This window comes from Kitasatospora sp. NPDC054939, from assembly GCF_053610105.1.
In genome coordinates this window covers 1-13448 of record NZ_JBSGXP010000196.1, presented here as the reverse complement: position 1 = coordinate 13448, position 13448 = coordinate 1, and the positions used below count along the sequence as shown (strand labels likewise).

Genomic DNA, 13448 nt, shown 5'->3' with positions numbered 1-13448 from the left:
GAGCTCCTCCCGGGCAACCGGCCGTTCCGCCCCTCTGCATATAAATTCCGAGTGTCGTATATAGTTGCCACTTCACGTCCGGCACCACGCACCGAACGACCACCGCACGACCCACCACAAGGAACGACTCGGGAGCCAGGCATGGCGTTCAACCTCCGGAACAGGCACTTCCTCAAGGAGCTCGACTTCACTCCCCAGGAGTTCCGCTTCCTGGTGGACCTCGCCGCCGGCTTGAAGGCGGCGAAGTACGCCGGCACCGAGGTGCCCCGCCTGCGCGGCAGGAACATCGCGCTGATCTTCGAGAAGACCTCCACCCGGACGCGCTGTGCCTTCGAGGTCGCCGCCCACGACCAGGGCGCCGCGACCACCTACCTCGACCCGGCGGGCTCGCAGATCGGGCACAAGGAGTCGATCCGGGACACCGCCCGGGTGCTCGGCCGGATGTTCGACGGCATCGAGTACCGGGGCCACGGCCAGGAGGTCGTCGAGGAGCTGGCCGCCCACGCCGGGGTGCCGGTCTGGAACGGTCTGACCGACGAGTGGCACCCCACCCAGATGCTGGCCGACGTGCTGACGATCCAGGAGCACACCGCCAAGCCGCTCCACGACGTCGTCCTCGCCTACCTCGGCGACGCCCGCTCCAACATGGGCAACTCGCTGCTGGTGACCGGCGCGCTGCTCGGCATGGACATCCGGATCGTCGCGCCGAAGCAGCTCTGGCCGGCCGAGGAGGTACAGAAGGCCGCGTACGGGCTGGCCGCCGTCTCCGGGGCGCGGATCACCCTCACCGAGGACGTCGACGCGGGCGTGGTCGGCGCCGACTTCCTCTACACGGACGTCTGGGTCTCGATGGGGGAGCCCAAGGAGGTCTGGGCCGAGCGGATCGCGCTGCTCCGGCCGTACCAGGTGTCGATGGACACCGTCCGGGCCACCGGCAACCCGAACGTGAAGTTCCTGCACTGCCTCCCGGCCTTCCACGACCTGGGCACGGTGATCGGCCGGCAGATGTACGAGGCGACCGGCATGGCCGAACTGGAGTGCACCGACGAACTGTTCGAGTCGGACCACTCCGTGGTCTTCGACCAGGCCGAGAACCGCCTGCACACCATCAAGGCCGTCCTGGTCGCGACCCTCGGTTCATAGGGCGTGTCCGACAATTTTTGCCGGGCGCCCTAGCGGCCCCCGCCGCTCAGAGCGGCAGGTCGACGCAGGCCGCCCGGTCGCCGGGGGCCCGTGTCCCGGCCGGGTGGCCCGCGTGCAGCACCAGTGACCGGGCCCCGCCCGTGCGGGGCTGCCAGTCGACGGCCGCCCGCGCGGTCCCGTCGCCCCGGCGGTCGGTGGCGAGCTCCAGGCGCAGCTCGTTGCGGTCGTTGGCGTACGCGGGGTCGGTGGACGGCTGCACCGGGTCCACCGCGTCCTGGTAGTGCGGGCCGGACGCGGCCGGGTCGGCGCCGCAGGGGCCGGTGTGCAGGTGGACCGGGAACCGGTGGTCCGGCGCGACGCCCTCCACCCGGACGGTGAGCGCGGTCCCGCCCGGCGCGGTGCGGTCCACCACCACCCGGACGTGCGAGCCGTACGGCACCAGCTCGGGGTCGTGGCTGATCGCCTGCGGCGGGACGAACGCCGTCGCCGGGTCGAAGTCCGCGTCGACGACGACCGGGGCCGGGTCGGCCGGCGGGACGGGCCTGCGGTCGGGCTCGGCGGGTACGGGCAGCAGCAGGAGGGGGAGCAGCGCGGCGGCGTACGGTGCGGGCATCGGCGGTCGGCCTTCCGGGGGTCGGGTGGAGCGCAACCTCCCGATGCTCCCGGAGCGGCGGGCGGCGCCGGTGGGCGCCGTGCCGGGCGTCCGGCCCGCATCACCCGGACGTGTCACCACTCATCCGGACGTGACACCGCCACGCCGTGCCCCTGCCGCGCCGTGCCTCTGCCGCGCCCCGCCCTGCGCCTGCCGGGGACGCCCGAACCGCCACCCCCGTGCCCCACCCGGCCGAGTACCGCCGGGGGCGCCCCCGCGGACCGGGCCGCCGTTCAGCTCCGGGCGCCGTGGATGCCGCGGATCTCGCAGCGCGGCCCGCTGGCCCGCATCAGCCGCAGGTCGGCGGTGACCAGCGGCACGCCGTACCGTTCGGCGACGGCCACGTAGGCGGCGTCGTCGGGGGTGAGGTTGTCCTTGAGTTCCCAGATGCGGCCGAGCAGCGGCGTCACCTCGACCTTGCGGATGGCCAGGTCGGGCAGTCGGGCGGCGAGCTCGGCGACCCGCTCGGCGGTGAGCTCCTTGGCCAGGTAGAGACCGCGCAGGGACTGCATGACCTCGATGACGACGTGCTCGGGGGCCACCCATTCGCCGCCGGCGGCGAGTTCGGCGCGGGCGGCGGTGCCGCGCTCGCCCTCGTCCGCGAGGGCCAGCACCAGGGCGGACGCGTCCACCACGATCATCGTTCCGCCCCCGGTCGGTCGGTCTGTCGGCTCGTCGACCACCGTACCCGCAGTCCGCGGGGACGGATTCCGGTGGAGGGGGAACGCGGGAGGGCATGCCGAGGTGGTGAACGGGCGGGCATGCACTATGGTTTATCTCGACATCGAGATAACTGCTCACTACGATATATCTCGACATCAAGATACTTGCCGAGAGGCGCTCGCCGGCGATGCGGGCAAGGTGAACCTTAGTAAGGCTCACCTTACCACCGTGGCGGCCGGATACCGCACGAAGCACCTAGAAGGAGTCAGTCGTGTCCGCGAACAGCTTCGACGCCCGCAGCTCGCTGCAGGTGGGCGACGAGTCGTACGAGATCTTCAAGCTCTCCGCCGTCGAGGGTTCCGAGCGGCTGCCGTACAGCCTCAAGGTGCTGCTGGAGAACCTGCTCCGCACGGAGGACGGCGCGAACATCACCGCCGACCACATCCGCGCCCTCGGCAACTGGGACGCCGACGCCCAGCCGAGCCAGGAGATCCAGTTCACGCCCGCCCGCGTGATCATGCAGGACTTCACCGGTGTGCCGTGCGTCGTCGACCTCGCCACCATGCGCGAGGCCGTCAAGGAGCTGGGCGGCGACCCGGCCAAGATCAACCCGCTGGCGCCGGCCGAGCTGGTCATCGACCACTCCGTCATCGCCGACAAGTTCGGCACCCCGGACGCCTTCGTCCAGAACGTCGAGATCGAGTACGGCCGCAACAAGGAGCGCTACCAGTTCCTGCGCTGGGGCCAGACCGCCTTCGACGAGTTCAAGGTCGTCCCGCCCGGCACCGGCATCGTGCACCAGGTGAACATCGAGCACCTGGCCCGCACCGTCATGGTCCGGGGCGGCCAGGCGTACCCCGACACCTGCGTCGGCACCGACTCGCACACCACCATGGTCAACGGCCTGGGCGTGCTGGGCTGGGGCGTCGGCGGCATCGAGGCCGAGGCCGCGATGCTCGGCCAGCCGGTCTCCATGCTGATCCCGCGCGTGGTCGGCTTCAAGCTCAACGGCCAGCTGCCGGCCGGCACCACCGCCACCGACCTGGTGCTCACCATCACCGAGATGCTGCGCAAGCACGGTGTGGTCGGCAAGTTCGTCGAGTTCTACGGCGAGGGCGTCACCGCGATCCCGCTGGCCAACCGCGCCACCATCGGCAACATGTCGCCGGAGTTCGGCTCGACCTGTGCGATCTTCCCGATCGACGCCGAGACCATCACCTACCTGAAGCTCACCGGCCGCGACGAGCAGCAGCTCGCCCTGGTCGAGGCGTACGCCAAGGAGCAGGGCCTCTGGCACGACCCGTCGGTCGAGCCGGTCTACTCCGAGTACCTGGAGCTGGACGTCTCCACCGTCGTCCCGTCGATCTCCGGCCCGAAGCGCCCGCAGGACCGCGTGATCCTGGCCGAGGCCGCCGAGAAGTTCGCCGAGGCGCTGCCGACGTACTCCGCCGAGGCGTCCAAGCCGACCGCCGTCACCGCCCCCGACGGCTCGTCCTACGAGATCGACAACGGCGCGGTCGTGATCGCCTCGATCACCTCCTGCACCAACACCTCCAACCCCTCCGTCATGCTGGGCGCCGCCCTGCTGGCGAAGAAGGCCGTGGAGAAGGGCCTGCACGTCAAGCCCTGGGTCAAGACCACCCTGGCGCCCGGCTCCAAGGTCGTCATGGACTACTACGAGAAGGCCGGCCTGCTCCCGTACATGGAGAAGCTGGGCTTCAACCTGGTCGGCTACGGCTGCGTCACCTGCATCGGCAACTCGGGCCCGCTGCCCGAGGAGGTCTCGGCCGCCGTCAACGAGTCCGACCTCGCGGTCGTCTCGGTGCTCTCCGGCAACCGCAACTTCGAGGGCCGGATCAACCCCGACGTCAAGATGAACTACCTGGCCTCCCCGCCGCTGGTGGTCGCCTACGCCCTCGCCGGCAACATGAACGTCGACATCACCCGTGACGCCCTGGGCCAGGACGCGGACGGCAACGACGTGTTCCTCGCCGACATCTGGCCGTCCGAGCAGGAGGTCGCCGCCGTCGTCGCCGGCTCCATCGACGAGGCCATGTTCGACAAGGGCTACCAGGACGTCTTCGCCGGCGACCACCGCTGGCAGTCGCTCCCGGTCCCGACCGGCAACACCTTCGAGTGGGACGCCGAGTCGACCTACGTCCGCAAGCCCCCGTACTTCGAGGGCATGGCCAAGACCCCGAGCCCGGTGACCGACATCGCCGGCGCCCGTGTCCTGGCCAAGCTGGGCGACTCGGTCACCACCGACCACATCTCCCCGGCCGGCAACATCAAGCCCGGCACGCCGGCGGCGCAGTACCTGACCGCCAACGGGGTGGAGAAGCGCGACTTCAACTCGTACGGCTCGCGCCGCGGCAACCACGAGGTGATGATCCGCGGGACCTTCGCCAACATCCGCCTGCGCAACCAGATCGCGCCGGGCACCGAGGGCGGCTACACCCGCGACTTCACCCAGGCCGACGCGCCGGTGTCGTTCATCTACGACGCCTCGCAGAACTACCAGGCCGCCGGCATCCCGCTGGTCGTCCTGGCCGGCAAGGAGTACGGCTCCGGCTCGTCCCGCGACTGGGCCGCCAAGGGCACCGCGCTGCTGGGCGTGAAGGCCGTCGTCGCCGAGTCCTACGAGCGCATCCACCGCTCCAACCTGATCGGCATGGGCGTCCTGCCGCTGCAGTTCCCCGAGGGCCAGAACGCCGACTCCCTCGGCCTGACCGGCGAGGAGACCTTCTCCATCACCGGCGTGACCGAGCTCAACGAGGGCCGCACCCCCGCGACCGTCAAGGTCAAGGCCGGCGACATCGAGTTCGACGCGGTCGTGCGCATCGACACCCCCGGTGAGGCGGACTACTACCGCAACGGCGGCATCCTGCAGGCGGGGCTGCGCCGCCGTATCGGCGGCCCCACCCGCCCGACCCGCCTGAGGCGGGACCGCGTTCGCGCGGTCCGGCCTCTGCCGTGTTCCCGCCCCGCCGCACCGCGCCCGCGTTCTGCACTGTGCACCATTCGTGCCCGGCCCCTTGCCGTTGCGCCGCGAATGGACTAAACCTCTATGTCAGCTTGGTCCAGACCACTTGACGCTGACTCAGAGAAAGCCGCAGGTCTTCTCGTATGCGCATGATCAGTCGAACCGCTGCCCTCCTCGCCGCCGTCACGGTGGCTTCCGTGATCGCCGCCCCCACGGCCCAGGCCCACGACCGCGGTCCCCGGCTGAAGGGGGAGCGCGTCGGCTACTTCACCCAGTGGGGCGCCGACAGCTCGGCCAAGCGGGTGCAGGACTCCGGCCAGGCCGGGAAGCTCACCGTCATCAACTACGCCTTCGGCAACGTCTCCGCCGACGGGACCTGCTTCGAGAGCAATGAGCCGGGCCAGGGCGACGCCCGCAACGACTACCAGCGCGCCTTCTCCGCCGCCGAGTCGGTGGACGGCAGGGCCGACGCCCCCGGCCAGCGGCTCAAGGGCCACTTCAACCAGCTGCGCAAGCTCAAGGCGAAGAACCCGCAGCTGAAGGTGGTCGTCTCGCTGGGCGGCTGGAGCTGGTCCAGGTACTTCTCGGACGCCGCCGCCACCGAGGAGGCCCGCCGGAAGTTCGTCTCCTCCTGCCTCGACCTCTACATCAAGGGCGACCTGCCGGTGCTCGGCACCGCGGAGGGCGGCCGGGGCGCCGCGGCCGGGGTGTTCGACGGCATCGACGTCGACTGGGAGTACCCGGGCGGCGGCGGTGACGCCGGCAACGTCGTCCGCCCCGAGGACGGGCGCAACTTCACCCTGCTGATGGCCGAGTTCCGCCGCCAGCTCGACGCCCTGTCCGGCCGCCGGGGCCCGCACTACCTGCTCACCGCGGCCGTCGCCGCCAACGAGACGGTGGCCGGCCGGCTGGAACTGCCCCGGCTGGCCCGGTCGGTCGACTTCCTCAACCTGATGACCTACGACCTGCACGGGCCGTGGGAGGGCAAGGGCCCGGCCAACCACCACGCCAACCTGTACTCCGACCCGACCGACGCGGACCCGCGCCAGCGCAGCGCCGACAAGGCGGTCGCGTACTACACGGGCCACGGCCTGCCGGCCGCCAAGACCGTGCTGGGCGTGCCGTTCTACGCCCACGGCTGGACCGGCGTGCCGGCCGGGCAGCGCGGCGGCCTGTACCAGCCGGCCGCGGCGGCCACCGCGGACCTCTCCTACAAGGAGGTCAACGCGCTGCCCGGCACGGTGTACGTGGACCGCGCCCACGGCGCGAGCTGGAAGTACGACGGCAGCACCTTCTACAGCTACGACACCGCCGAGGTGCTCGACCGGAAGGCCCGCTACGCCCGGTGGAACGACCTGGGCGGCGTGATGGTCTGGTCGCTGGACGGCGACGACGCCCGCGGCAGCGGCATCGACGCCCTGCACCGGGGCCTGCAGCGCGGCTGAGGCCGCAGGAACGGGACGGGCCCGCCGCCGTGCGGTACGGCGGCGGGCCCGTCCGGTGCGCGCCGGCGGGCGCGCCGGGGCGTACGGCGGAGAGGTCAGGCGAGGCGGTCGCAGGCCTGGGCGCGCAGGGCGCGGGCCAGGTCGTCGCGGCGCTCCAGCACCAGCCGGCGCAGCGCGGGTGCGGCGTCCGGGTGGCCGTCCAGCCAGGCGTCGGCCTCGGCGAGGGTCTGCTCGGAGGTCTGCGCGCCGGGGAAGAAGCCGCCGACGATGCGCATCGCGATCTCGATGGTGCGCTCGGACCAGACGCGCTCCAGCAGCTTGAAGTAGGGCGCGGCGTAGAGCGCGGTGAGGTCGCGGTGCGCGGGCAGCGCGAAGCCCGCGATGTTCGCCTCGACCAGGGCGTTGGGCAGTTCGTCGGAGTCGACGACGGCGGACCAGGCCGCGGCCTTGGCCTCGGGGGTGGGCCGGGCGGCGAGGGCCTGGGTGTACTGGCGCTTGCCGCTGGCGGTGTTGTCGGCCTCCAGTTCGGCGGCGAGCTCCTCGTCGGTGGCCTGTCCGGCGGCGGACAGGGCCAGCCAGAGCGACCAGCGCAGCTCCTGGTCGACGTCCAGGCCGTCGATCCGGGCGCTGCCGGCGAGCAGGCCGCGGACCAGGCGCAGGTGCTCGGCGCCGTTGGCGGTCTGGGCGAGGAAGCGGGCCCAGGCGAGCTGGTGGTCGCCGCCGGGCGCGGCCTCGCGCAGTTCGCGCAGGGCGCCGTCGGCGAGCAGCCGGCCGCCCTCGCCGCGCCAGGCCGGGTCGGCGTACAGGTCGACGGCGGTCTTGGACTGCTGGTGCAGCGACTGCAGGACGCCGATGTCGCTCTCCTGTCCGCCGAAGCGCAGCACCAGGGCGATGTAGTCGCGGGCGGGCATCAGGCCGTCGCGGGTGAGGTTCCACAGGGCGGACCAGGCCAGGGCGCGCGCGAGGTCGTCGCGGATGTCGCCGAGGCCCGAGCGCAGGGTCTCCAGGGACTCCCCGTCGAAGCGGATCTTGCAGTAGGTGAGGTCGTCGTCGTTGAGCAGCACCAGGGCGGGCCGCGGGCGGCCGGCGGCGGCCGGGACGACGGTGCGGTTGCCGGTGAGGTCGAGCTCGATCCGGTCGGTGCGCACCAGCGCGCCGTCGGCGTCGCGGTCGTAGAGGCCGACGGCGATGCGGTGCGGGCGGGCCGGCTCGCCGTCCTGCAGCACGGCGAGCTCGGTGATGCGGCCCTCGGCGTCGACGGTGACCTGCGGGGTCAGGGAGTTGACGCCGGCGGTCTGCAGCCAGGCGGCGGCCCAGGACTTGAGGTCGCGCCCGCTGGTCTCCTCCAGGATGTCCAGCAGGTCGCCGAGGACGGTGTTGCCGAAGGCGTGGCGCTTGAAGTAGCGGCGGGCGCCCTCGAAGAAGGCGTCGGCCCCGGCGTACGCCATCAGCTGCTTGAGCACCGAGGCGCCCTTGGCGTAGGTGATGCCGTCGAAGTTGAGCTTGGCGTCCTCCAGGTCGCGGATGTCCGCGGTGATCGGGTGGGTGGTGGGGAACTGGTCCTGCCGGTAGGCCCACGCCTTGCGCTGGTTGGCGAAGGTGGTCCAGGCGGAGGAGTAGCGGGTGCCGGCGCCGATGAGGGCGTAGGAGCCCATGAAGTCGGCGAAGGACTCCTTGAGCCAGAGGTCGTCCCACCACTTCATGGTGACCAGGTCGCCGAACCACATGTGCGCCATCTCGTGCAGCACGACGTTGGCGCGGCCCTCGTACGCGGCCTCGGTGACCCGCGAGCGGAAGACGAACTCCTCGCGGAAGGTCACGCAGCCGGGGTTCTCCATGGCGCCGATGTTGTACTCGGGGACGAACGCCTGGTCGTACTTGCCGAAGGGGTACGGGTAGTCGAAGGTCTCGTGGAAGAAGTCCAGGCCGAGCTTGGTGACACCGAGGATCTCGTCGGCGTCGAAGTAGCGGGCGAGGGACTTGCGGCAGAGCGCGGCGAGCGGGATCTCCAGCGCGGTGCCGTCGCCGAGGGTGCGGCTGTAGTGGTCGGTGACCACGTGGTACGGGCCGGCGACGACGGCGGTGAGGTAGGTGGAGATCGGCCGGGTGGCGGCGAACTCCCAGGTGCGGGCGGTACCTTCGGCGGTGACCCGGTCGTGGGCCGCGTTGGAGCGGACGTCCCAGTCGGCGGGCGCGGTGACGGTGAAGGTGAACGGCGCCTTCAGGTCGGGCTGTTCGAAGGTGGCGAAGACCCGGCGGGCGTCGGCGGGCTCGTAGTGGGTGTACAGGTAGGTCTCGCCGTCCACCGGGTCGGTGAAGCGGTGCAGGCCCTCGCCGGTGCGGCTGTAGGCGCAGTCGGCGTCCACGGTGAGGAGGTTCTCGGCGGCCAGGTCGTCGAGGTGGACGCGGGCGCCGTCGAAGGCGGTGGCGGGGTCGAGTGCCCGGCCGTTGAGGGTGACCGCGCGCACGGCCGGGGCGAGCAGGTCGACGAAGGTCGCGGAGCCGGGGCGCTCGCAGCGGAACGCGACGGTGGTGGTGGAGCGGAAGGTGCCGGCCGCCGGGTCGGGGGCGGAGGTCAGGTCCAGCCGGACCTCGTAGCGGTCCACGGTCAGGATGCTGGCCCGCTGCTGGGCTTCGTCGCGGCTCAGGTTCTTGCCCGGCACGGCGGTACTCCTTTGTCCGGCTCGCACGGTGGTGCGGATTGCGGTTGTGCGGTGTGTTGGTCAGTGCACCGGGAGGCATCCTTTCACGGCCCCTGCGCCGGTACCATTGCACAAAACGGTGCGTACGGCCGGAATCACCGGCGGCGAGCGGGTGTTGGTCCCGTGGGAGGGTGCGCCGGGGGCGCGCCCCGGGTGCGCGGTGCGAGGCCGCCCCCGATCCCGTCCAGTTCCGACGCCTGAGAAGGACGACAGCCGTGACGACTGCCGCTGAGCGCAAGACCGCCGACTTCTGGTTCGACCCGGCCTGCCCGTGGGCGTGGATGACCTCCCGCTGGCTGATCGAGGTCCAGCAGCTGCGCCCGGTCGACGTGAACTGGCACGTGATGAGCCTCTCGGTGCTGAACGAGCACCGCGACCTCCCGCAGAACTACCGCGAGCTGCTGGACAGCGCCTGGGGCCCGGTCCGCATCTGCATCGCCGCCGCCCAGCAGCACGGCGACGAGGTGCTCGGCCGCCTGTACACCGAGCTGGGCACGCGCTTCCACAACGAGGCGCTGCCGCGGACCCGCGAGACCATCGAGGCGGCCCTGGTCGCCGCGGGCCTGCCGGCCGAGCTGGCGGACGCCGCCGACACCGACGCGTACGACGAGGCCCTGCGCGCCTCGCACAAGGAGGGCATCACCCTGGTCGGCGAGGACGTCGGTACCCCGGTGATCGCGGTGGAGGGCGCGGACGGCGAGCGCGTCGCGTTCTTCGGCCCGGTGGTCACCCCGACCCCGCGCGGCGAGGCCGCCGCCCGGCTGTGGGACGGCACCCTGCTGGTCGCCGGCACCCCCGGCTTCTACGAGATCAAGCGCACCCGGACGGCCGGCCCCTCCTTCGAGTGAGCGCACCCCCGCGTCCTCCGGACGCACGGAACGGGCCCGGTACCAGGGGAGGTACCGGGCCCGTTCCGTGCGCGGGCGCTACCGGGTGAGGGCGGCGGCGTCCCTGCGCTGCTTGAGCAGCCCCGCGGTGATCAGCACCGCGACGAGCACCCCGGCGGCGTACAGCTGCTGCCGGTTGCCCTCGGTGGTGGTCATCAGGCCGAGGATCGCGACGACGGCGGCCATCGCGACGTACGTCAGGTACGGGAAGCCCCACATCCGGACGGTCAGCAGCTCGGGGGCCTCGCGGTCCAGGCGGCGGCGCATCTTCAGCTGGACGATGCAGATGAACAGCCAGACCACCAGGATGGCGACACCGGTGGTGTTCATCAGCCAGGTGAAGACGGTGTCGGGCCAGAACTTGGAGGCCAGCACCGCGCCGAAGCCGAACAGGCAGGAGGCGATCACGGCCATCCGCGGCACGCCGCCGGAGACCTTGGCGAGCGCCTTCGGACCCTGGCCGCGGGAGACCAGCGAGTACGCCATCCGGGAGGAGCCGTAGATGTTGGCGTTCATCGCGGAGAGCAGGGCGATCAGCACCACGGCCTCCATGATGGTGCCGGCGCCGGGCACGCCCAGGTGCTGGAGCACGGTGACGTACGGGCCGTTCTCGACGACCGACGGGTCCTTCCAGGACACCAGGGTGACGACCAGCGCCATCGAGCCGATGTAGAAGATCGCGATCCGCCAGACCGCGGTGCGCACCGCGTTGGCGACGTTCTTCTTCGGGTCGTCCGACTCGGCGGCGGCGATGGTGACGGTCTCCAGGCCGCCGTACGCGAACACCGAGGCGAGCAGGCCGACGATGAGGCCGCTGGTGCCGTTGGGCAGGAAGCCGCCCTCGCCGGTCAGGTTGGCGGTGCCGGGGGCGCCGTCGCCGAGCACGCCGGCCACGCCGAGGGTGCCGAGCACCAGGAAGGCGATGATCGCGGCGACCTTCACGGCGGCGAACCAGAACTCGAACTCGCCGAAGTTCTTCACGGCGGTGAGGTTGCTGGCGCAGAAGAAGACCATGAAGAGGCCGACCCAGACCCAGGCGGAGACGCCGGGGACCCAGCCGTGCATGATCTTCCCGGCGGCGGTGGCCTCGGCGGCGACGCCGCAGCAGAGCATCACCCAGTACATCCAGCCGGCGGTGATCCCGGCCCACGGCCCGATCTCCTTCTCGGCGTGCACCGAGAACGAGCCGGAGGCGGGGCGGGCCGCCGACATCTCGCCGAGCATCCGCATGATCAGCATGACCAGCAGGCCGGACAGCACGAAGGCCAGGACGATGGCCGGTCCGGCGGCGGCGATGCCCGCGCCGGAGCCGACGAACAGGCCGGCGCCGATGACGCCGCCGAGGGCGATCATCGACAGGTGGCGCTGCTTGAGGCCGTGCGACAGCTGCTGACCGTCGGCCGGAGGGGCGGAGGTCGTCCCGGGCGCCGGGGGCGCGGAGGTACGGGCCACGTTTCGTTCCAGACTGTACGGATATCCCGCGTTCGGATATCGGGGTAGGTCGCCCAATATCCGGGCACGCCGCTGTCCATGCCAACACGTTCGCTCCGCGGCCCACGATGCGGACCGGTCGATGACCCAAAGTGACCGGATCCGCACCGATTGGAAGGATTCGCGTGGGGCGAATCCGACAAGATCGGGCTCCGGGGGTTTGTCCGGTTCCGCGGCGGCGATCCGGCCGTCCGGTGCGTAGGTTGGCAGTCGTTCACCCTATTGACCATCCGGAAGTGGAGAAACCGATGGCGACAGCCAGCACCCCCACCGCGGCCCGCGCCGTCCTCGCCGACCTGCTGCCCGCGGCGTCCACCCGGCTCGGCGCCCAGGCCCGCGACCTCGCCCTGGTCGCCGGCGGTGCCGTGTTCACCGGGCTGGCCGCGCAGCTGTCGGTGAACGTCCCCGGCTCCCCGGTGCCGGTCACCGGGCAGACCTTCGCCGCGCTGCTGGTCGGCACCACCCTGGGCGCCCGCCGCGGCATCGCCTCGCTCGCCCTCTACCTGCTGGCCGGCATGGCGGGCCTGCCCTGGTTCACCGAGGGCGCCTCCGGCTGGACGATCCCCTCGCTCGGCTACGTCATCGGCTTCGTCCTCGCCGCCGGCCTCACCGGCGCGCTGGCCCGCCGCGGCGCCGACCGCAGCCCGCTGCACACCGCCGCCGCGATGGTCCTCGGCAGCCTCGCGATCTACGCGGTCGGCGTCCCCTACCTGGCGCTCGCGCTGGACGTCACGCTCGCCCGGGCCGCCGAACTCGGCCTCTACCCGTTCCTGGTCGGCGACGCCCTCAAGGCCGCCCTCGCCGCCGGCGCCCTGCCGCTGGTCTGGAAGCTCGCCGGCCGGCGCTGACACCCCGCCGCCGACGCCCCGGGGCGCCGGCGGGCCCCGCTGCGGAGCCCGGGTCCGCGCGCATGCCACACTGCTGCCATGCGCGTGTACCTGGGCTCCGACCATGCCGGATACGAACTGAAGAACCACCTCGTGGAGTGGCTGAAGGAGGCCGGCCACGAGCCGGTCGACTGCGGGCCGCACATCTACGACGCCCTCGACGACTACCCGCCGTTCTGCCTGCGGGCCGCCGAGCGCACCGCCGCCGACCCGGAGGCGCTGGGCGTCGTCATCGGCGGCTCGGGCAACGGCGAGGCGATCGCCGCCAACAAGGTCAAGGGCGTGCGCTGCGCGCTGGCCTGGAGCGAGCAGACCGCCGCGCTCGGCCGCGAGCACAACAACGCCAACGTGATCTCCGTCGGCGGCCGGATGCACACCCTCGACGAGTCCACCAAGTTCGTCGAGATCTTCCTCAACACCCCCTACAGCGGCGACGAGCGGCACACCCGCCGGATCACCATGCTGAGCGAGTACGAGACCACCGGCGAGCTCCCGCCGATCCCGGCCCACCACCCCCAGGGCTGATCCCTCCCCCCCGGCGACCGTGTCCTCGTTGTGGATGGCGTTGACCAGGCGCTCGTAGGCGAGGTGGAGC

General features: G+C 71.8%; 9 protein-coding genes and 1 pseudogene. 6 read left to right on the top strand and 4 right to left on the bottom strand.

Features of this window, described 5'->3' with window-relative positions:
* Positions 1-141: 141 nt before the first annotated feature.
* A complete protein-coding gene (argF, locus tag ACWGB8_RS35165) occupies positions 142-1143 on the top strand; it encodes an ornithine carbamoyltransferase (protein WP_452217722.1) in 1002 nt (333 codons plus the stop codon).
* 46 nt (positions 1144-1189) lie between these two features.
* On the opposite strand, the gene ACWGB8_RS35160 is transcribed toward argF, so the two are convergent.
* A complete protein-coding gene (locus tag ACWGB8_RS35160; RefSeq protein ID WP_452217721.1) occupies positions 1190-1756 on the bottom strand; it encodes a superoxide dismutase family protein in 567 nt (188 codons plus the stop codon).
* Between the two features lie 272 nt (positions 1757-2028).
* On the bottom strand, positions 2029-2427 hold the full coding sequence (locus ACWGB8_RS35155; RefSeq protein ID WP_452217720.1) for a type II toxin-antitoxin system VapC family toxin: 399 nt from the start codon (positions 2425-2427) through the stop codon (positions 2029-2031).
* A 302-nt stretch (positions 2428-2729) separates the two neighbouring features.
* Between ACWGB8_RS35155 and acnA the strand changes: the two are divergent.
* Positions 2730-5363, top strand: a pseudogene (gene acnA, locus ACWGB8_RS35150) (aconitate hydratase AcnA); the annotation flags it as partial.
* A gap of 227 nt (positions 5364-5590) precedes the next feature.
* Positions 5591-6886 (top strand): glycoside hydrolase family 18 protein, encoded by a 1296-nt coding sequence (locus ACWGB8_RS35145; protein WP_452217719.1) that lies wholly within the window; start codon positions 5591-5593, stop codon positions 6884-6886.
* A 95-nt stretch (positions 6887-6981) separates the two neighbouring features.
* Here the strand turns inward: ACWGB8_RS35145 and pepN are convergent, their stop codons facing one another.
* On the bottom strand, positions 6982-9549 hold the full coding sequence (gene pepN / locus ACWGB8_RS35140; RefSeq protein ID WP_452217718.1) for an aminopeptidase N: 2568 nt from the start codon (positions 9547-9549) through the stop codon (positions 6982-6984).
* Between the two features lie 254 nt (positions 9550-9803).
* Here pepN and ACWGB8_RS35135 point away from each other — a divergent pair, with 254 nt between their 5' ends.
* Positions 9804-10436: a mycothiol-dependent nitroreductase Rv2466c family protein gene (locus ACWGB8_RS35135; protein WP_452217717.1), complete on the top strand. Its 633-nt coding sequence runs from the start codon at positions 9804-9806 to the stop codon at positions 10434-10436.
* Positions 10437-10514: 78 nt separating this feature from the next.
* Here the strand turns inward: ACWGB8_RS35135 and ACWGB8_RS35130 are convergent, their stop codons facing one another.
* Positions 10515-11828 carry an amino acid permease gene (locus ACWGB8_RS35130; protein WP_452217723.1) on the bottom strand — a complete coding sequence of 438 codons (1314 nt, stop codon included), beginning with the start codon at positions 11826-11828 and terminating at the stop codon, positions 10515-10517.
* 386 nt (positions 11829-12214) lie between these two features.
* On the opposite strand from ACWGB8_RS35130, the gene ACWGB8_RS35125 reads away from it, so the two are divergent.
* Positions 12215-12814: a biotin transporter BioY gene (locus ACWGB8_RS35125; protein ID WP_452217716.1), complete on the top strand. Its 600-nt coding sequence runs from the start codon at positions 12215-12217 to the stop codon at positions 12812-12814.
* A 78-nt stretch (positions 12815-12892) separates the two neighbouring features.
* Positions 12893-13378 (top strand): ribose-5-phosphate isomerase, encoded by a 486-nt coding sequence (locus tag ACWGB8_RS35120; RefSeq protein ID WP_452217715.1) that lies wholly within the window; start codon positions 12893-12895, stop codon positions 13376-13378.
* Positions 13379-13448 lie beyond the last annotated feature (70 nt).

Bases quoted from the DNA above. Each gene is read 5' to 3' on its own strand.
- ACWGB8_RS35120 (WP_452217715.1), top strand. From the start codon at position 12,893: ATGCGCGTGTACCTGGGCTCCGACCATGCCGGATACGAACTGAAGAAC.
- ACWGB8_RS35145 (WP_452217719.1), top strand. From the start codon at position 5,591: ATGATCAGTCGAACCGCTGCCCTCCTCGCCGCCGTCACGGTGGCTTCC.
- ACWGB8_RS35160 (WP_452217721.1), bottom strand. From the start codon at position 1,756: ATGCCCGCACCGTACGCCGCCGCGCTGCTCCCCCTCCTGCTGCTGCCC.
- argF (WP_452217722.1), top strand. From the start codon at position 142: ATGGCGTTCAACCTCCGGAACAGGCACTTCCTCAAGGAGCTCGACTTC.
- ACWGB8_RS35130 (WP_452217723.1), bottom strand. From the start codon at position 11,828: ATGATCGCCCTCGGCGGCGTCATCGGCGCCGGCCTGTTCGTCGGCTCC.
- ACWGB8_RS35125 (WP_452217716.1), top strand. From the start codon at position 12,215: ATGGCGACAGCCAGCACCCCCACCGCGGCCCGCGCCGTCCTCGCCGAC.